Origin of the sequence: Citrobacter braakii (genome assembly GCF_009648935.1) — a bacterium.
In the GTDB taxonomy this organism is placed as follows: domain Bacteria; phylum Pseudomonadota; class Gammaproteobacteria; order Enterobacterales; family Enterobacteriaceae; genus Citrobacter; species Citrobacter braakii.
In genome coordinates this window covers 3921095-3940170 of sequence record NZ_CP045771.1, presented here as the reverse complement: position 1 = coordinate 3940170, position 19076 = coordinate 3921095, and the positions used below count along the sequence as shown (strand labels likewise).

The window sequence follows — 19076 nt, the reverse complement described above, 5'->3', positions numbered from 1 at the left end:
GCATTAACGTCTGCCGTTAATGCGCTGATTATCCCTGAGAACCTCAATCGCTGTCTGCATGGCGATTTTGTCATCTCGTTTTTTTTGCTTGTCCTGCATGACCTGAAGGTATTCCAGCAAAGTTCGGGTATTAATAGGTCGGCCCTGTTTGCCCACTGCCAGCACGGCTTCGCCAAGAATAATTTTCACTGGTGGCAATTGGGCCGGGTACCAGTCAAGGGTGTCTTCTGATTTCATGATAAATTTCTCACGGAAGGGTATTATATCATAAATCAGACGTTTAATTTTCAATATCTGATCTCCTGATTTAATCATAAATTAACATAACTTAAGCCAGTTATTTTTATATTAAGGCGTATAATAATTACTGTGTTCCTCAGAGAATTATTTATGTCTTATACAAAAGGACTCAGGCACTTTAAAGAAAGACCGGTGCATGTTGCCTGCCCGGTATGCGCATACAGAGCCGATCAGAAAGCAGGTAAACTAAGAAAAGATGCGGTTCTGGAGTGCCCTGCCTGCGGGCTGTTGTTCAGACCATCAGAATGCTGGTGTATCGGCGGCTGATCGGCTTCTGCCACCTAACGTGAGTGATGTTGGGAAATGACAATATTGCTCCTGTACTGTAGTTTGAGAGGATATGATGATGAAATCTAAAAAATCTATTTTTATTGAAGGACATATCCTTTCGAACAGCTGTCATGGGCAGGTTGGTCAATCTTTCTGTATCCACAGGGCCAGGTTTAATAATGGTAAATATGCGATTATCCGGGAAGCATCAGGAATATGTTTCAAGCCTGGCGAAATTATTCAACGAAACGATTGCGAGTGGTTTTATAACCTTACCAAAATTCGCCTTCTCTCATTTGAGTACCTTGAAGATGATGAATCCAGAAGACAATTTCTTGAATATCGATAATAAATTCATGCGTATCATGACGGCATATTTTGGCGGGTTTACAATTCCTTTCTGATTTTACAAATCTTATCCCCGTTCCTGACCTGGCATGCAGTTTACTTGAGGGTAAACTGCATGCCATGATTATTTTAACTTTTTGAGTAATAGCGGTTAACTATCAATGTCGCTAACCTTCTTGTTCAGCAAGCGGGAGGCGCGCCAGTAGATCAGCAGCATCAGACCCATGACGATGGTCAGCGTAATGCTGGTGGCAGCACCGAACGGCCAATCGCGGATGTTCAGGAACTGAACTTTAATCACGTTGCCAATCAGCAGGTTTTTCGCCCCGCCCATTAAATCGGAAACGTAAAACAGCCCCATTGCGGGCAGCATAACCAGCAGGCATCCGGCGATAATTCCCGGCATCGTTAACGGAATAATGATACGGGTGAAGGTCTGAAGTTTACTGGCACCCAAATCGCGCGCGGCTTCCAGCAGCGGTTTATCGAGCTTTTCAATGCTGGAATAGAGCGGCATCACCATAAACGGCAGCAGGATGTACACCAGGCCGATAATCACCGCGCTGGGGGTAAACATGATGCGAATGGGGGTATCGATAACGCCGAGCCACAACAGAAATTCGTTGAGGTAGCCCTTGGTACTGAGGAATATTTTGAGTCCGTAGATGCGAATAAGCGAGTTGGTCCAGAACGGAACAATCAGCAGGAACAGCAGCAATGGACGCACTTTTTCTGGCAGTTTCACCAAAAACCAGGCAAACGGATAGCCGAGCACCAGACAGGCGAGCGTGGCAATCAGCGCCATATTGAGGGAGTGAACCAATACCTCAAAATAGAGCGGATCGAGCAGGCGTGTATAGTTTTCCAGCGTAAAGACCATTTTGACGAAATTAGCGTCGTCGCGGGTCAAAAAGCTGGTGCCGATGATCATCAGGTTGGGCAGAAAGACAAATAACACAAGCCAACCGACAATGGTGACGATCACCACACTCTGGAATTTACTTGTGTTCTTCATCAGCCAGTACGACCTCCCAGCTTTCTACCCAGTTAATCGCCATTTTCTGGTCGAGAGAGTGGTCAAAGTCAGGATCGTCTTCGTTGAAGAATTCACTGACCATCACCATCTTGCCATTTTCCAGTTCCACAACCGACTCCAGCGTCATGCCCTTGTAGTTGCGTTCACGCACGTAGCCGATCAGGCCTTCGATATGATTGTCGTCGTTGATTTCATCAACGCGCAGATCTTCAGGGCGTAACAGGACGTGCAGCTTCTGCCCGGGAATCACCGCGAAGTTGACATAAATATTGCACTCGCGACCTTCAACGTTAGCACGAACGCGCTGTTCGTCCAGACGTTCTATCACCGTCGCATTAAACATATTGATCTCACCGATAAACCCGGCGACGAACAGATTTTTCGGCTCTTCGTAGATTTCGCGCGGCGTACCGTCCTGCTCAATCTTGCCATCGCGCATCACCACGATACGGTCTGACATGGTCAGCGCCTCTTCCTGATCGTGAGTGACAAAGACAAAGGTGATACCAAGCTTACGTTGCAGCGCTTTCAGTTCGTTCTGCATCTGCTTGCGCAGTTTGTAGTCCAGCGCAGAGAGAGATTCGTCTAACAGGAGTAAACGGGGTTTATTGACCACCGCTCGGGCAATCGCTACGCGCTGCTGCTGTCCACCGGAGAGTTGATGCGGTTTTCGCTGGGCGAACTCTTCCAGCTGCACCATGCGCAGAGCTTCGGTAACGCGCGGGGTAATGTCGGCTGCGGGCGTTTTTTGCATGCGTAAGCCAAAGGCCACATTCTCAAATACGGACATGTGGGGAAATAACGCATAGCTTTGGAAGACGGTGTTCACGTAGCGGTTTTCCGCAGGAACGTGAGTGATGTCCTGGTTGTCCAACATGATATGACCGGAATCAACCGTTTCCAGACCGGCAATCAGGCGAAGAACGGTTGTTTTACCGCAGCCAGAGGGGCCAAGCAGCGTGAGAAACTCGCCATTATTGATGGTCAAATCCAGGCTGGAAATCACCTCTTTGCCATCGAAACTTTTGCGAATTCCCGCTAATTGCACCAGTGGAGAAAGCGAACGCGGTTGTTTATTCAATTTTTTACTCTGTCCCATGTAAACGCAACGGATGGCTGACCGCTGCGGGGTTCGTGGTTAACCACCTTGATGACTCTTAATGAGGGCCGTTATTCTACGGCAAACCATGGTAATCGCCAATCCTTGTTGCGAATTACTGACTTAGCCCTATAGTCAGAGGGGATGTCAGGGCGAAATATTCTCACTTGCGGGGATAAAAGTGACCTGACGCAATATTTGTCTTTTGTTGCTTATTGATAATGTTGTCACAAAAAGTGAGGGTGACTGCATGGATAAACTACTTGAGCGTTTTTTACACTACGTGTCGCTGGACACCCAATCAAAATCGGGCGTGCGGCAGGTACCCAGCACCGAAGGACAGTGGAAGTTATTACAACTGCTCAAACAACAGCTCGAAGAGATGGGGCTGATTAACATTTCACTGAGCGAAAAGGGGACGCTGATGGCCACGTTGCCCGCTAACGTTGCTGGCAATATTCCCGCGATCGGCTTTATTTCCCATGTGGATACCTCACCGGATTTCAGCGGTAAAAACGTTAATCCGCAAATCGTTGAAAACTATCGCGGCGGCGATATTGCGTTAGGCATTGGTGATGAAGTTCTGTCGCCGGTGATGTTCCCGGTGCTGCATCAACTTCTGGGTCAGACGCTGATCACCACAGACGGTAAAACGTTGCTGGGTGCGGATGATAAAGCAGGCGTGGCGGAAATCATGACCGCGCTGGCGGTGCTCATCCAAAAAGATATTCCGCACGGTGATATCCGCGTGGCCTTTACGCCGGACGAAGAGGTTGGTAAAGGGGCGAAGCATTTTGACGTTGCGGCATTTGATGCGCAGTGGGCCTATACCGTTGACGGCGGTGGCGTGGGAGAGCTGGAATTTGAAAACTTCAACGCCGCGTCGGTTAATATCAAAATTGTTGGCAACAATGTCCATCCCGGTACCGCAAAAGGGGTGATGGTGAATGCGCTGTCGCTGGCTGCTCGTATTCATGCTGAGGTTCCGGCAGACGAAAGCCCGGAAACGACGGAAGGCTACGAAGGCTTTTATCATCTGGCGAGCATGAAAGGGACGGTCGATCGGGCGGATATGCACTACATCATCCGTGATTTTGACCGCAAGCAGTTTGAAGCGCGCAAACGCAAGATCATGGAGATCGCCAAAAAGGTCGGCAAAGGGTTACACCCGGATTGCTATATCGAACTGGTGATTGAAGACAGCTACTACAATATGCGCGAAAAAGTGATTGAGCATCCGCATGTGCTGGATATCGCCCAGAAGGCGATGCGCGATTGCGATATTGAGCCGGTGCTGAAACCTATTCGTGGCGGCACCGACGGCGCGCAGCTGTCGTTTATGGGGTTACCGTGTCCGAATCTGTTTACCGGAGGCTACAACTATCATGGTAAACATGAGTTTGTAACTCTGGAAGGAATGGAAAAAGCGGTGCGGGTGATTGTACGTATTGCGGAGTTAACCGCAAAGCAGCAGTAAATTTATCGATAGATGCCGGATAGCGCTTCGCTTATCCGGCCTACAGTATTTCACTCCAGAAGGCCTGATAGGGCGCGCTAGCGTCGCATCAGGCACCGTTCGTATTATCCTTCGAAGAACCAGTATCCGCTGTTTACCAGTGCGGCAAGCATGGCAAGGAAAGACGGATCTTCCAGCGCATCCTCAAAGTTCTCGGCCGTCAGAACAATATGGCTGGCAAGCGCTTCCAGGGCAGGGCGATGCGGTGAATCAATTTTCTCACCGTTGGCGTAGACGTCATCGCCGATGCGCAATACGCGCAATCCGCCCAGACGCACTAACACATCCCCTTGCTTCAGGGCATCGTAAATTTCGTCTGGCTGATACGGCGGCTCCGGTGGAGCAATATCCAGCTCATGACGAGACTGAGAAATAAACTCGCCAAACCACTGCTGGAAATGTTCCGGCTGATTAATCAGTCCAAGCATCATTTCACGCAGCTTGTCCATTTCCTGCGGCAGAACGTCAGCCGGATGATCGCGCGGCGGCAGGTCAGGATCGCTGTAATACGTGCTGCCCAGCTCACGTTGCAAAACGTAATCGGCGAAGCCGCTGATCAGTTCGCGGGTATTTGGCGCGCGGAAACCGACCGAATAGTTCATGGCGTTTTCCAGCGCATAGCCTTCGTGCGGGAATCCTGGTGGAATGTACAAGATATCGCCGGGTTCCAGCTCTTCATCGATGATGGCTTCAAACGGGGCGACCTGCAGCAGGTCCGGATGAGGGCAGTGCTGCTTCAACTGCAGTTTTTCGCCCACGCGCCAGCGACGTCGCCCGGTTCCCTGAATGATAAACACATCGTACTGATCAAGATGTGGGCCAACGCCGCCGCCGGGTACGGAGAAGGAGATCATCAGATCGTCAATCCGCCAGTCCGGCAGTTCGCGAAACGGGCGCATCAGCGCGGCGGTTGGCTCATGCCAGTGATTGACCGCCTGTACCAGCAGCGACCAGTTGTTCTCGCCGAGATGATCATAGCTTTCGAACGGACCGTGGCTAACCTGCCATTTACCGTCCTGGTGGCTGACGAGTCGGCTGTCGACTTCGCTTTCCATTGCCAGTCCAGCCAGTTCGTCAGGAGAGAGTGGATCAATAAAGTTGTTAAACCCGCGTTTTAAGACCACCGGGCGTTTCTGCCAGTGGCGTTCAAGAAAATCGGGCCAGTTAAGTGTGAGTTGGTATTCCATAATGAGCATCCCGCAGGCTGGTATCTGCAACCGATTATAACGGATACTTAACCGCAAGCGGGAAATCAGTACATATTTATTACATGCGGCGATTACTCGTCTATCTGCCCCGGCTGCTGGCGGCCAAAAATAACTTCCATGCGCGCGCCACCCAGCAGGCTATCGCCTGCAATAATCTGCCCGTCATACTGTTCGGTGATTTCTCGCGCCACCGCCAGTCCAACGCCTTGCCCTGGTCGTAGCGTATCGACACGCTGTCCACGGTCAAACACCACTTCCCGTTTGCTTTGCGGAATACCAGGACCATCATCTTCAACCAGAATGTGTAGCTGATCCTCGGACAGATGCGCTGAAATCTCGACAAACTCCAGACAATATTTACATGCGTTATCCAGCACGTTGCCCATCACTTCGACAAAATCGTTCTGTTCGCCCACAAAACTGATTTCGGGTGAGATATCGAGATTTATGTTGACGCCTTTACGCTGATACACCTTATTTAGCGCCGAGGTGAGTTTATCCAGCAACGGCGCGACCGGATGCAGTTCGCGGCTAAGCAGCACGCTGCTGCCACGCATGCTGGCGCGATGCAGGTAATAGCCAATCTGCTGGGAAATACGGCTGATTTGTTCCAGCATAATGGGTTCCGCGTCGCTCACGTTCATTTTTTCATTACGCATCGAGCGGAGCGTACTCTGTAATACCGCCAGCGGTGTTTTCAGGCTGTGGGTGAGGTCTGTTAACGTCGTACGGTATTTGTCGTAGCGCTCGCGTTCGCTTTTTAAAAGTCGATTAAGATTGCGGACCAGGCTAGTCAGTTCGCGCGTAGTGGCGGGGTTTAGCATCTCTCGATGATGTTCCTCAAGCTCACGGACTTCACGCGCCAGCGATTCAATAGGCCGCAGACTCCACCAGGCGGCTACCCATAACAGCGGAATGACCAGCAACAGATTGGCGACCAGCACATAAATAAACCAACTCCATACCATATACGAGCGCTTTAGCTCAACAGGAATGGTATCGACAACCACAATGGTCAACTGTGGCATTCTGGCAGTGGCGGGGTAGACGTTCACGGCGACCGAGTGGGTCATTTCGGCATCGTCGTCGTCTTCCCTGACTTCTTTTAGCTGCTGCTGAGCGGAATGATCTTCGCCCAGTAAGGTGCTGGTGGCATCTACATTGGCTTCAATCTCATGAAAACCGTTCGCTTTTAGCCATTCCGGTTGGATACTGTGCGTCAGCCAGGGAACATTGCGCTGCGCCCACAACAACTCACCGTCTTCGTTATAGATCAGCGACATTGTTGGGCTTTGCATATCGAGATTCTCGGGCAGCTCGACGTTTATCTTACCGTTCTCCCATTTTGCCAGGGTATAGAACAGGTTACTTTCGCCCCGCAGCAGGCGGAACGTTGTTTTATCAAAGCTGACGCTGTAGCCCACCAGGGCAACCATGCCGTAGGCCAGCGAAAGCACCAATACCACGCCTGCGGTTGCCAGTAAAAAGCGCAACCGCAGTGATAACGGGAAAAAATGACGCAATAATTTATTCATTAGCGCAGTTCAAAAAGATATCCCTGGCCACGCACGGTGGTGATGACATCATTCGGGTATTGCGCCTGTATTTTTTTACGCAGACGCCCCATCAGAACATCAATGGTGTGGCTTTCACGTAGCTCGGCATCCGGGTAAAGCTGTAACATGAGCGAATCTTTACTGACCACTTTGCCGTTATTACGGATAAGTGTTTCCATAATGGTGTATTCGAACGCCGTGAGCTTGATAACTTCATCATTGACGGATAACTCGCGCCGAGAGAGGTCCACCTGGAAAGGAGGAAGAGAGATAATCTGCGATGCCAGACCGCTGTTGCGACGCATCAGTGCCTGCATGCGCGCAGCCACCTCTTCGATATGAAACGGTTTTGTGACGTAATCGTCGGCTCCGGCGCTGAGTACTTCCACCTTGTCCTGCCAGCCTTCACGCGCGGTTAACACCAGAATCGGCAACGAAACCTCATTGCTGCGCCAACGGCGGATCAATGACAAACCGTCTTCATCGGGGAGTCCTAAATCAACGATCGCGATATCCGGCAGATGTTCATTCAGATAATAGTCCGCTTCCTTCGCATCTTCTGCATCATCCACCTGATGCCCTAAATCCTGTAACTGAACCTTGAGGTGGTGGCGTAATAAAGCATTATCCTCGACAACCAGTACGCGCATCATCGTTTCTCCCTAAAATAACGGTATAAATAGTTTAACGCTGATTATGTGGATTGAAAGCAGCGCTATGAAATTAAATAACTTTTCTCATGCTCCCCTGCCCGTGGGGGCGTCCTGGGGGCAGTGCTGTTGGCATCTGATTGTTCAGCATGTTGACCTGATCCTGGTTCATGTCGCCAATCCACTTGGAGTAAACCTCGTACACCATGCGCGCATCTTCATGTCCCATCTGACTTGCTATGAATGACGGGTTCGCTCCGGCCATCAACGTCCAGCATGCGTAGGTATGCCGTGACTGATAAGGATTCCTTTCGCGGATATTTGCAAGTTTAGTGCCTCTCTTCCAGCCATAGGCAATCGAGTTCTTGGAGAAGTAACTGCCTTTTTTTGACGAATATGCTGTCGGTGAAAAAACGAAGCGAAGATATTGCTGCTCAGTTTTTCCGATCTCCCGATGGTGAAATCGAATTTCTTGCTTCGGATTAGCGCCGGTGACTTCGTATTGTTCCTTCAGTGCATCCAGAGCAGGTTTAAGCAACGTTATCGTCCTTATTCCGGCATCTGTCTTAGGGGGTACAAATACTCGCTTATTCGTCAAACTTCTGGATACGTGGATTTCACCTTTTACCAAATCAATGTCTTCCCATGCCAGGGCGCATATCTCGCCCGGCCTCATCCCCGTATGAACGGCAACAATGATGATTAATGCCTGGCTACGGGGAAGGACGGCTATCAGTGCCTGGTACTCATGAAGTAAAAGTGGGTCGGGATCATTTTTAGATAACTTGAGTCGCGACACTCCTTCATAAGGAGCATGCAATATAAACTGGCTTCGGTTTGCGAGCTTAAGCATTTCTGATAAAACTGCCATCTGTTTATTGACTGTTGAGGGCGCGCGGCCCTGCCTGGCCAGATTCGGCATTGCCGGGTTAATAATTGTCCCGGTCAATAACTCCTTTCGGTAATGCAAAATGTCGGCATGCTCAATATCTACCAGACGGGTATTTTCTCCGATTACACGCAGTAACGTATTTACGACCGAAGTAAGCGATAGCAGTGTTGCACCAGATACCTCTAAGGCTTTGGTGTCTGTAAAAAAATCACTCAGTTCTTTAAACGTGGTGATTTTTTTGGTTGTGATGAACTTCTTAAGCGCCTTGGATTCCGGGAAACGTTCCGCATAGTCGAACTTACCGAGCTGTATTTCACTTGTTATGAGCGCGCGAAGATTTCCAGCTTTTTTGATGTTGCTGCTGTTCACCGTCCAGCCCCGAAGGACTTCGCGGCAACGTTTGCCGCGATAGGTAAATGTGATCCGTATTTTTCCATTATGCAGCTCAACGCCGGTTGGAAAGTCCATCATGCTTCCTGTACTAATTGGTTAATCTTTGGATAGTTGTACCAAAGCATACCTTTAGAATTGTCAGTTTCCCCGAGAGCTGTCAGATGTTTGAAATGCACGCCTTCGATCCACAAATTCAACCGATAACTTTTAATTTGTCTTTCCGACAAGCCGGTCTTTTCTGTTAGTCGCGCTTCAACCATCCACTCTTCGCTGAAAATGAGTTGCGACATACATAACTCCGATGCCGCCAGCCACAACAGTACATGCTGCAACTGGCTGTAAGTGAAAACCTAAAATCAGTTTTTTGTCAGGCGTTGCCAGATTGCAGAGACGTATTTGACTTGGTGTCGGGCGTCAGAAAGCGCATTGTGCATGTCGCCTTCAAACGGGATGTCGAAGCGTGGATTTATACCGACGGATTTACCCAGTTCAACCATGGTCCTTACGTCCCTGTCATTCCAGAACGGAACAGCGAAGGGAGTTTCCGTTAATGCATATGCGCGGCGGAGAATGACGTTATCAAACGAGCATCCATTACCCCACAGCTGAACAGTGTGACTACCGTTAGCAGCATTTTCAGCAATAAAGTCAGCCAGTAGTTCAAGGGTTTCACGCAGCCCCATGGCCTCATCAACCAGAATTGCAGAACGGGCTTCAGATGATTGTTTCAACCACCACTGAATTGTTGACGCATCCGGTTTCATGCCAAACAACATCGATGATTCAAGACTGACAACCTGGTAAAATTCGGCACCAGTGTTACCAGTTGAAGGATCAAAATATACGGCGCCGATAGAGACTATTGGTGCATCAGGACCGCTGCCCATAGTTTCCAAATCAACCATCAGGTGAGTATAAAAAGCGTTCAGGTGATCCGTATCTATATGGTGAACGGGTTCATTATTCAGGGAAGCTGGAGGCTCACCAGTTGCATCAGTGCTTTCAACTGGCAAAGCTGCTGCCTCGCCCTGAGGCACATCAGGATTGGCTTTGATTTCGCTGTTGTCAGTTTTTTCCATCTGCACATCGCTGGTGGTTTCCTTGGTATTGGCTTGATGTAATTTTTCTTCGACGGCGCGCTGGCGTACCTGGTCTACGACAGAAAGCGCTGGCGCCGGCTGGTTACCCATCAGGCCATCAATGGAGAAAACACCGTTGCCCATGTTGGCGATTTCTGGTTGTTCGGCTGTTGCCTTCTGTTCAGCTGTGGATTTCTCTTTAATCTCGTTTTCCCAGCTTTTTTTTGGTACGTGACCGGCTGCCGCCAGGGTTTCTTCAGTTGGGTGCTGGTGGTCGGTTTCAGTCAGGTTTTTGTTGATGTAACGGCTCAGCAGTTCCGGGAAATGGTGAGTGTTTTCTTCTGCACTACGAATAAGCGCGAAAATAGCGGCACGGGAATAATCCAGGATGCCAGCGCGTTTGCGCAGGGCGGCGGACCACTCTTTGAACGGGCTTTCGTTTTTAGCAATGATATCTTTTGCACGACGGAAAACGCCACCAGGGATATCGTAGATGTTGAAATCCATTGGAAGTGTGGCCAGCGCAATATCAATATCCAGAGTGTCCAGCGTGTGGACAAGTTCCGGGTTGCGATCGGTCTTATTGCCACCACCAGCGTTGGTTCCGGAGTCAGTGCGCTGAATCTCCGACACACGATTGCCTTTACACCACTCTTTAATCAGCAGCCCACGGTCAATGTCCTCAGTATTGAACCAGGCCTTAAAGAACTGGATAAAGGTGACCAGATCAACCCGTTTTCCATCAACCGGAAAAACGGTTTTCAGCGCGCTGACAATCTTCCAGATATCGATCTCTGGCGCTTTCCTGAATGGTTCTACATTCTCGGCGGCAAGCAGCAGGTTCTGCACATAGCTGTTATCCACATCCAGCTCGAGTTCCTGAATGGTTTTCTTCTGCTCAGTATCAATATGGTAAGCATATTCTTCAGAAATAAACTGAGCTAAAAGGCGCTGGCGTAGCGGCAGAGTCGCAACGGTAATGAGTTCTGGCGTTACAGGCGGAACGGGGAGTTCATCACCTACAATTCTTGCTTTATTATCGTTAACCCACTCCTGAACTATAAGAGCCCGTGCTTCTGGTTCTTCAATCCATTCGGTAATAAATTGCTCAAATGAAGCAACGGTATAGACCTGTTCACGGTCGAAGACTTCTTTTATTGCGTTTGCCAGGTTCCACTCAACATGAGCAGAAAGCTCTTTCACTGCTGGAACATTCGCAACGGCCAGTAACAGGTTTTGTACATAGAGATCATTTTCGTCCAGTTCCATTTGCCCGATCTGGATGTGCTGCGCTTCACTGATTTCCTTCTCTTCAGTGTCATTGACCAGGTGCGCAATCAGTCGCTGAGACAGGCGCAGGCGAGATATGGGGCGGAGCAATGCTGGCGCATCGCTGTTGGGTACATTGTCGCTGGAAGTTTCAGGTTTTTGCTGACAGGAAGTCTCCTGATTCTCATTATCAGGCTTCTGTTTCAGTTGCCACGTTTGCTGGTCTTCTGCCAGTTCGTAACGATCGCACCATGTGTCATCAAGTTTGCTTTCCTCAGGAAGATCGTCAACAACAAACCAGTTGGTGCGGACAGGTAATTGATAGTCGGCGCCACGACCGACGGCAATATCATTGTCTTCGAGAATATTGAGGATTTCGCGTTCTGCACGGGAATCTGATTTCGCAGAGAACCAGCAAAACAGGTTTTTTGCCTCAGTTGCTTTTGCTTTGGCTTTAATAAGATACGCATACGTTAACATTGCGTTCGGGCTCCATAGGATTGTAAGATACCCGGCAGCTGATGATCGCCGCCTAAGGTAGTGGTTATTGGTCAAAACTCGTTCCGGAAAGCTTTGGTCGGCTGACCGGGTACTTAACCCGCCTTGCGCGGGTTTTGTGCTTTATGGGGTAGGGGATTTTCCCTGCGCCAGCTGTGCGACGGGGACCCACTCCAGAGCATTCAGCACGGGCTCAAATGAATCAGGCGTGTGAGTAACGGCGCGAACGACGTCAGCCACGCTGGGGTTTGCTTTGCTAAGGTGGTACCCGCCACCAGCGCCACGCTGGCTGGTGACGATTTCACTGCTGCGCAGCTTCGAGAAAATCTGCTCGAGGTAAGACACAGACAGCTTTGATTCTTTACTGATAGATGCGATGGAAACCGGACTGCCGTTGTAAATCCTGTTGAGGATGGCAACGACCTGAACAGAAGCCACCACGCGTTTCATTCCAAACTCCATCATGCATCCTTTGCCGGTTCGCGACCGTATCCCGGGTTATCGTTTAAGGCGTCATTCAGAACCTGCATTGCCTCATTATGTGGGAGAGTCAGAGCAAGTTTGATCGCCGTTCCAAGAGCTTCAGCCGCACATTCAAACTTACGAGCGAGCCTGGCTGTTTCATCAACTTGTTCACCCATCGCTTCCATTTCAAAGTTGTGCTCAGTCCAGATTTCATCCATCACATCACTTTCAACTTCTTCACGTAATGCTTCTTTTACTTCCAGAACAGGCAAAACCCCGATTAATGCCTCGGCTGGTGCGCTGCTGAAGCGCAATGCCAGATCGTTAGCTGACATAAAAACCTCCGGAAAAAAGCCCGCCACGGGACGGGCAAAGAACACTTTTCCAATTTAACCAGAACAGGTCTTCGTCTCCTGTTTGGTTACGATGGTGGTATTACCATCACAATGCCCTGTGCACCGGGCATGAGGCTGGCAACAGCCATTGGTCAAACTCGTTATGAACGAACTGCAGTCTGTTGGTCGGCAGACGGGTCGCCCTTCTGGGCAAGCGTGTAGCAAATCAGTCGAATGATTACTTCAATGCGATTTAGATGTACGGCCTGACACCGCACTGGTTTACGTGCGAAATCGATCATGGATTTATCCTCTTGCGTTGCCCTTGTCGCCAGGCTGGCGGAACGTTGAACCTGCTGCGTGTTAATACTAGTCATCTCATCCGGTGATTCGTATGCCGCCGGCAGCTACTTCGTGGGCGTCCTGCCTCGATGACGTTTTTCAAACTGTGTTTATATTTAAACTCCAAATGTGTTTAAAAGTCAACACAACGTGTGTTTAAGCTGGTGTCGATGATAACGATATGGGAAAAGGGATGGTGAAAGGCATAAAAAAACCAGCCAAGTAGGCTGGTTAGATTGTTAAAAATTGTAGCTTAGTCGTCAGTTGGCTTTAATCGTCCCCGAAGGTACTTCTCGACATACTCATCAATTTCTTTCAGCCGCAATTGAAAGGTATCGATCATTCTGTCTTGTTCGGACTCCGGCAACTGGTCAAAAAGAGTAATCAACTTACGATGTTTTGGCGTTAACCATGATTCGGCGTGATCATTACCAAACATTAGCTCAGCCGGGCTGATGCCGAGAGCTTTAGATATCGTTATAGCGTCGTCAACGCCCACATTGCGGCGACCTGCTTCATAGTTCCCGATGCGTGACTGAGCCCACCCACATAACTCTGCGAGTTTAGATTGCGACATATTTTTCTGTTCGCGTAGCTGCTTCAGTCTGGCGGCAATTGCAGTGTTTATATTCATTACTGATTTTTACCACGTTACGTGTTAACGCTCAAAGAACGTTTCGTCTTGACTATCTAACACATTGTGTGTTTAATTCAGCTAAACACTATATGTGAGGACAAGATGAACAACATCGCTAAAGAACGGCAAGCGCTCGGTTTAACTCAAGAGCAATTAGCCAAATTATTCGGGTGGCGTCAGTCAAGGCTCTCAAATTATGAGAATGGAACACGTCAGCCTGGCCTACCGGAATGCAGATTGATTGTGGAGAAACTTAACGAGTTAGGGTGCACCTGCTCTCTTGATAGTGTATTTCCGCCACAAAGCGAGGTCTGAAAGATGCAATCAGTAGCTTATACCCATAATAAACCACGAGTAGCCGCTGCGGTGAAATCGCAAAATCAATTTAAACCCCATCGACGTGACAGTATCCAGCACCGTGCCATATTGGCTGCCGTTCGTGAATGGGAATCGACATTACCAGGACAGGCACAGGAACGGATCGCTCAGCTGGTGGCTGAAGAGTGGGCCAAAGCAGATGGCCGCGGAATTGCTGTTAATAAACAGAATTTATTCCGATATCTGAAAAACGAGGGCGGTTCGGAAAAGTACACGGCTTACGTTATGCAGCTGTCAGGTTCAATTATTGCTGCTATGCCAGTTCAGATCGCCAGAAAGTACGGGTTAAGTAATGCGAGCACAGAAGCAGAGCTGGTGGCGAACGCTATTAAAGAGTGCAGTGAGGCACACCATGCGAAATTAATTGGCGCGCCATTACAAAAGCTCGAGAAGGAGATTCGTGAGGCGGCAATCGCATTGTTCAACATGTTACCTGCTGACGCGGCTGGACCATTACTGGCGAGTATAAGCGCCGTAGCGCCGCAATTGTTTTAATCGAGTTTTGACCAATGACCATTATTACTGCAACTCGCGGGGTGAAGTATGCCTAATCCTTTGGCTAAGGCCATGCCTAAGAGTAAGGCTAGTAACGAGCCTTACCGTAAGGTGAAGATCACCATGTGGGATGATCCTAAGTTTCGAGCCTTATCACCACTCCCGCCAAGTGGGCAGAGTCTGTTTATTTACCTGCTTACGGGTCCATTCACAGGGATTATTCCCGGGCTGTATAAGGCGGGAAGGGCGGCTATGGCTGAAGAATTAAACTGGGATGTCGAAGCCTTCGACTTAGCCTTAGGCGAAGCCATAGCGTTAGGTATGGTGGAAGCCGATCTTAAAGCCAGAGTTTTTTGGTTGCCTAACGCGGTGAAACATAACCCTCCAGCATCAGTGAACGTGATCAAATCATGGGCAAGATCGTTTGAATTACTGCCTGAATGTTCATTGAAAGATAAAGCATATGAAGCTCTCAAAGCCGCCTGCTACGGGGTTTCTGACGCTATGGGGACGGCTTTTGATAAGGCTTTCGCTTTGCCTAAGGATAAGGCTAAGTCTTTGGCTAAACCTTTGCCATCAGGTATCCAGAAAGCAGTTAGCAGTAAACAGATCTTAAACCCCTCTCTTAACGCGGGCGCGATGAAAAATCCGAATGGGGATGAACTGCCATCCCCGGCCATGCCCCGATACCTGGACGGTGTTGATGAACCGATTGGGAAATTCAGCATGACAGATAGCTGGCTTCCCTCCAGAGACTTCCGACAGCGCGCCGCATCGTGGGGTATCTCCCTGCCTGAACCAGATTACCTTCTGACTGAACTCGCAGAATTCACCGCGTATTGGGAGTCGGAAGGGAAAGTTTTTACACAAATCCAGTGGGAACAAAAATTTGCCCGACATGTAACCCGGGTGAGAACGCAGGTAAAACCAGAAACCGGAGGTAACAGTCATGTGGGAGCAGGATCCGAACCAACAGCATCCCGGGCAGTTCAGCAAATTCAGTCAGCACACGCAGAGTGGCGCCGCAGGAATGGACTTGATGGCGACGGAAACAGCCTGGCGACTGTGGCAGGTCATGGGGGAGGTGTATTCGAACCGATGGACCCAGAAGAACGGGGCGGAGCCTTCGCCTATCTGGATAACCCAGATAGGTTCGATGACTGAACCCCAAATTCGGCTGGTCTGTCAGCAGTGCATGGAGCGCTGTGCGATGGGAAATACATGGCCGCCTGATCTGGCTGAGTTTGTTTCTCTGGTTTCAGAGAGTGGAGCGAATCCATTCGGACTGACATCGGAGCAGGTTATGACGGAATACCGGCGCTGGCGCAATGAGTCATATCGGTATTCAGGTAGCGATAAATATCCATGGCCTCAGCCCGTGCTGTATCACATCTGCATCGAAATGCGCAGAACGGGCGTAGAACGACAAATGACAGAGGGGGAGCTGAAACGACTGGCAGAAAAGTTACTCACGAACTGGTCGAAGCATGTTGGTAATGGACTAAGTGTCCCACCAATTCGACGTCAACTGGAAGCGCCGCGCCATCCGGCAGGACCAACGCCAGCACAATTACTGATAGATGAATACAGGCGTCGAAAAGCGGCAGGATTAACAAATTGAATAATGAACAATCAGTAAATCTGATATTAAAACCACATAGCCATCATATTTGAATTTTCGAATGTGATGCTTGACGACACTCAACTATTGCAGGAAACTACGGAGATAATTCAGGAGACTAAAATGGCTGAACTAACTTCTCTACAACTCTTCAAAAACCTTTCCGATGAAACTCGGCTGGGCATCGTGTTGCTGCTTAGAGAAATGGGAGAGCTATGCGTGTGCGATCTCTGTACGGCGCTGGATCAGTCGCAGCCCAAGATCTCCCGTCATCTGGCAATGCTCCGGGAAAGTGGACTATTGCTGGATCGCAAGCAGGGCAAGTGGGTTCACTACCGCTTATCTCCGCATATTCCTTCATGGGCTGCTCAGGTAATTGAGCAGGCTTGGTTAAGCCAACAGGACGACGTACAGGCCATCGCCCGTAAGCTGGCATCAGCAAACTGCTCTGGTAGCGGTAAGGCTGTTTGCATCTAAAAAATTTGCCTGAACATATATGATTTTCCGAATGTGAGGTATTCAGAATGAAGACGTTAACGGTGTTTGACCCGGCAATGTGCTGCAGTACCGGCGTATGTGGCTCAGATGTCGATCAGGTTCTGGTTGATTTCTCTGCTGATGTGCAGTGGCTGAAAGGACGTGGCGTACAGGTTGAACGTTACAACCTGGCGCAGCAGCCCATGAGCTTTGTTCATAATGAGAAAGCGAAAGTATTCCTCGAAGCATCTGGAGCAGAAGGGCTTCCACTACTGCTGTTGGACGGTGAAACGGTGATGGCTGGGCGATACCCAAAACGCGCTGAGCTGGCTCGCTGGTTCGGTATTCCGCTGGAGAAGGTAGGGTTAGCTCCCACCAGCTGCTGTGGTGGTAATACTTCCTGTTGCTGAATATGTCAGGAGGACATATGAAATTCTTAGAGAATATCCCGTCTTACCTGTTTTTTACTGGCAAGGGAGGCGTAGGAAAAACGTCCATTTCCTGCGCGACGGCTATCCGCCTTGCCGAACAAGGTAAGCGGGTTTTGCTGGTCAGTACAGATCCAGCCTCCAATGTCGGCCAGGTATTCGACCAGGCTATCGGTAACACCATTTGCTCTGTGACAGCAGTTCCTGGACTTTCCGCTCTGGAGATTGACCCTCAGGAAGCCGCCCAACAATACCGCTCCAGAATCGTTGATCCTATCAAAGGTCTTCTGCCTGAAGACGTTGTTAACAGTATCAGCGAGCAGCTTTCAGGAGCCTGTACGACTGAGATTGCGGCGTTCGATGAGTTCACCGGCTTATTGACAGACGCTTCCCTGCTGACCCGCTTCGATCACATCATTTTTGATACAGCGCCGACGGGCCACACGATTCGCCTTCTCCAGCTACCCGGTGCCTGGAGTAGTTTCATTGAAAGTAATCCAGATGGTGCTTCCTGTCTTGGCCCAATGGCTGGGCTGGAAAAGCAGCGTGAGCAGTATGCTCATGCAGTAGAGGCGTTATCCGATCCTGAACGTACCCGCCTGGTTCTGGTTGCACGACTGCAAAAATCTACGCTGCAGGAAGTAGCCCGCACCCATGAAGAACTGACCGCAATTGACCTGAAAAACCAGTACCTGGTTATTAATGGTGTGCTGCCTAAAGCCGAAGCTGAACATGACGCGCTGGCGGCTGCGATATGGCAACGGGAGCAGGAAGCACTGGCAAATCTTCCTGCTGGTTTATCTGAGCTACCGAGAGATACCTTATTACTACAGCCAGTAAATATGGTTGGTGTGTCTGCGTTGAAGGGGCTGCTGGATACCCGTTCTGATGCATTACCGCTCCCGGTGACAAACGTCCTGTACACGCCTGAAAACTTATCGCTCTCTGGCCTGGTCGATGATATCGCCCGCAGTGAACATGGCCTGATTATGTTGATGGGCAAAGGTGGCGTAGGGAAAACCACGATGGCTGCTGCCATCGCCGTAAGGCTGGCAGACATGGGATATGACGTGCATCTCACCACCTCTGATCCCGCTGCGCACCTGAGTACAACGCTGAACGGCAGCCTCAAAAACCTGCAGGTCAGCCGCATCAACCCTCACGATGAAACCGAACGCTATCGCCAGCATGTTCTTGAGACGAAGGGAAGAGATCTGGACGAAGCAGGGAAACGGCTATTGGAAGAAGATTTACGTTCTCCCTGTACTGAAGAAATTGCCGTGTTCCAGGCTTTTTCCCGAGTGATTCGTGAAGCAGGTAAGCGGTTTGTTGTCATGGATACAGCTCCCACTGGGCACACGCTGTTGTTGCTGGATGCTACCGGGGCTTACCACCGAGAGATTGCCAAAAAAATGGGGGATAAAGGTCATTTTACTACCCCAATGATGCAGCTTCAGGACCCGGAACGAACCAAAGTTCTGCTGGTTACGCTTCCTGAAACCACACCGGTACTGGAAGCGGCAAGCCTACAGGCTGACCTTGAAAGAGCGGGGATTCATCCATGGGGCTGGATTATCAATAACAGCCTTTCCATCGCGGATACGCGTTCTCCGTTGCTTTGCCAGCGCGCTCAGCAGGAACAGCCTCAGATTGAGGCTGTTAAGAATCAGCACGCTGACCGTATAGCGCTCGTTCCGGTACTGGCTTCTGAGCCAACAGGTATTGAAAAACTCAAAGAGTTGGCGAGTTAATTTTTTGTTTATACAGGGCGGCAGATCCGCCCT

Annotated in this window: 22 protein-coding genes; 9 read left to right on the top strand and 13 right to left on the bottom strand. The window is 49.7% G+C overall.

Annotated features, from left to right (window positions below):
• Positions 1-3: 3 nt before the first annotated feature.
• On the bottom strand, positions 4-237 hold the full coding sequence (locus GFC06_RS18640; protein WP_029139493.1) for a hypothetical protein: 234 nt from the start codon (positions 235-237) through the stop codon (positions 4-6).
• Between the two features lie 153 nt (positions 238-390).
• Here GFC06_RS18640 and GFC06_RS23570 point away from each other — a divergent pair, with 153 nt between their 5' ends.
• Positions 391-567, top strand: coding sequence for a YnfU family zinc-binding protein (locus tag GFC06_RS23570; protein WP_213083733.1), 177 nt, complete (start codon positions 391-393; stop codon positions 565-567).
• Positions 568-1069: 502 nt separating this feature from the next.
• Here GFC06_RS23570 and potB read toward each other — a convergent pair.
• Both potB and potA read right to left on the bottom strand, forming a co-directional pair.
• Entirely contained in the window at positions 1070-1933 is an 864-nt protein-coding gene (gene potB, locus GFC06_RS18630; protein WP_016150058.1) for a spermidine/putrescine ABC transporter permease PotB, read from the bottom strand.
• Positions 1917-3053 (bottom strand): spermidine/putrescine ABC transporter ATP-binding protein PotA, encoded by a 1137-nt coding sequence (gene potA / locus GFC06_RS18625; protein WP_047501985.1) that lies wholly within the window; start codon positions 3051-3053, stop codon positions 1917-1919. The genes potB and potA overlap by 17 nt, the downstream gene beginning before the upstream one ends.
• Before the next feature lie 250 nt (positions 3054-3303).
• On the opposite strand from potA, the gene pepT reads away from it, so the two are divergent.
• Positions 3304-4530 (top strand): peptidase T, encoded by a 1227-nt coding sequence (gene pepT / locus GFC06_RS18620; RefSeq protein WP_047415361.1) that lies wholly within the window; start codon positions 3304-3306, stop codon positions 4528-4530.
• Between the two features lie 104 nt (positions 4531-4634).
• Here pepT and roxA read toward each other — a convergent pair whose 3' ends face one another.
• The 10 genes from roxA to GFC06_RS18570 form a co-directional block, all read right to left on the bottom strand.
• Positions 4635-5756, bottom strand: a complete 1122-nt coding sequence (roxA, locus tag GFC06_RS18615) for a [50S ribosomal protein L16]-arginine 3-hydroxylase (RefSeq protein WP_016152697.1) — start codon at positions 5754-5756, stop codon at positions 4635-4637.
• 92 nt (positions 5757-5848) lie between these two features.
• Positions 5849-7312, bottom strand: a complete 1464-nt coding sequence (gene phoQ / locus GFC06_RS18610; RefSeq protein WP_153690508.1) for a two-component system sensor histidine kinase PhoQ — start codon at positions 7310-7312, stop codon at positions 5849-5851.
• Positions 7312-7983: a two-component system response regulator PhoP gene (gene phoP, locus GFC06_RS18605; protein WP_046274776.1), complete on the bottom strand. Its 672-nt coding sequence runs from the start codon at positions 7981-7983 to the stop codon at positions 7312-7314. Before phoP ends, phoQ begins: the two co-directional genes overlap by 1 nt.
• A 73-nt stretch (positions 7984-8056) precedes the next feature.
• A complete protein-coding gene (locus tag GFC06_RS18600) occupies positions 8057-9343 on the bottom strand; it encodes a site-specific integrase (RefSeq protein ID WP_153690756.1) in 1287 nt (428 codons plus the stop codon).
• The gene (gene xisR / locus GFC06_RS18595) at positions 9343-9558 is read right to left on the bottom strand and encodes an excisionase family protein (RefSeq protein WP_153690507.1); all 216 of its coding nucleotides are present in this window, start codon (positions 9556-9558) and stop codon (positions 9343-9345) included. Before xisR ends, GFC06_RS18600 begins: the two co-directional genes overlap by 1 nt.
• Positions 9559-9624: 66 nt before the next feature.
• Positions 9625-12096 (bottom strand): exonuclease, encoded by a 2472-nt coding sequence (locus GFC06_RS18590; protein WP_153690755.1) that lies wholly within the window; start codon positions 12094-12096, stop codon positions 9625-9627.
• 141 nt (positions 12097-12237) lie between these two features.
• Positions 12238-12564 carry an RrF2 family transcriptional regulator gene (locus GFC06_RS18585; RefSeq protein WP_032944383.1) on the bottom strand — a complete coding sequence of 109 codons (327 nt, stop codon included), beginning with the start codon at positions 12562-12564 and terminating at the stop codon, positions 12238-12240.
• Positions 12565-12575: 11 nt separating this feature from the next.
• Positions 12576-12914, bottom strand: a complete 339-nt coding sequence (locus GFC06_RS18580; RefSeq protein WP_135912188.1) for a hypothetical protein — start codon at positions 12912-12914, stop codon at positions 12576-12578.
• A 161-nt stretch (positions 12915-13075) separates the two neighbouring features.
• Entirely contained in the window at positions 13076-13291 is a 216-nt protein-coding gene (locus GFC06_RS18575) for a hypothetical protein (RefSeq protein ID WP_032943037.1), read from the bottom strand.
• Between the two features lie 218 nt (positions 13292-13509).
• On the bottom strand, positions 13510-13890 hold the full coding sequence (locus GFC06_RS18570) for a helix-turn-helix domain-containing protein (protein ID WP_153690506.1): 381 nt from the start codon (positions 13888-13890) through the stop codon (positions 13510-13512).
• 105 nt (positions 13891-13995) lie between these two features.
• Between GFC06_RS18570 and GFC06_RS18565 the strand changes: the two genes are divergently transcribed.
• From GFC06_RS18565 to arsA, 7 genes are all read left to right on the top strand, one after another.
• On the top strand, positions 13996-14208 hold the full coding sequence (locus tag GFC06_RS18565) for a helix-turn-helix domain-containing protein (RefSeq protein WP_115602206.1): 213 nt from the start codon (positions 13996-13998) through the stop codon (positions 14206-14208).
• Between the two features lie 3 nt (positions 14209-14211).
• Positions 14212-14766: a toxin YdaT family protein gene (locus GFC06_RS18560; RefSeq protein WP_153690505.1), complete on the top strand. Its 555-nt coding sequence runs from the start codon at positions 14212-14214 to the stop codon at positions 14764-14766.
• Between the two features lie 252 nt (positions 14767-15018).
• Entirely contained in the window at positions 15019-15930 is a 912-nt protein-coding gene (locus GFC06_RS23440) for a DnaT-like ssDNA-binding domain-containing protein (protein WP_228522532.1), read from the top strand.
• Positions 15842-16387 carry a replication protein P gene (locus tag GFC06_RS18550; protein ID WP_153690754.1) on the top strand — a complete coding sequence of 182 codons (546 nt, stop codon included), beginning with the start codon at positions 15842-15844 and terminating at the stop codon, positions 16385-16387. The genes GFC06_RS23440 and GFC06_RS18550 overlap by 89 nt, the downstream gene beginning before the upstream one ends.
• A 123-nt stretch (positions 16388-16510) precedes the next feature.
• A complete protein-coding gene (gene arsR, locus GFC06_RS18545) occupies positions 16511-16864 on the top strand; it encodes an As(III)-sensing metalloregulatory transcriptional repressor ArsR (protein ID WP_044700602.1) in 354 nt (117 codons plus the stop codon).
• Positions 16865-16911: 47 nt separating this feature from the next.
• On the top strand, positions 16912-17274 hold the full coding sequence (gene arsD / locus GFC06_RS18540) for an arsenite efflux transporter metallochaperone ArsD (RefSeq protein ID WP_038641374.1): 363 nt from the start codon (positions 16912-16914) through the stop codon (positions 17272-17274).
• A gap of 17 nt (positions 17275-17291) precedes the next feature.
• Positions 17292-19043 carry an arsenite efflux transporter ATPase subunit ArsA gene (arsA, locus tag GFC06_RS18535; RefSeq protein WP_153690503.1) on the top strand — a complete coding sequence of 584 codons (1752 nt, stop codon included), beginning with the start codon at positions 17292-17294 and terminating at the stop codon, positions 19041-19043.
• Positions 19044-19076: the final 33 nt, after the last annotated feature.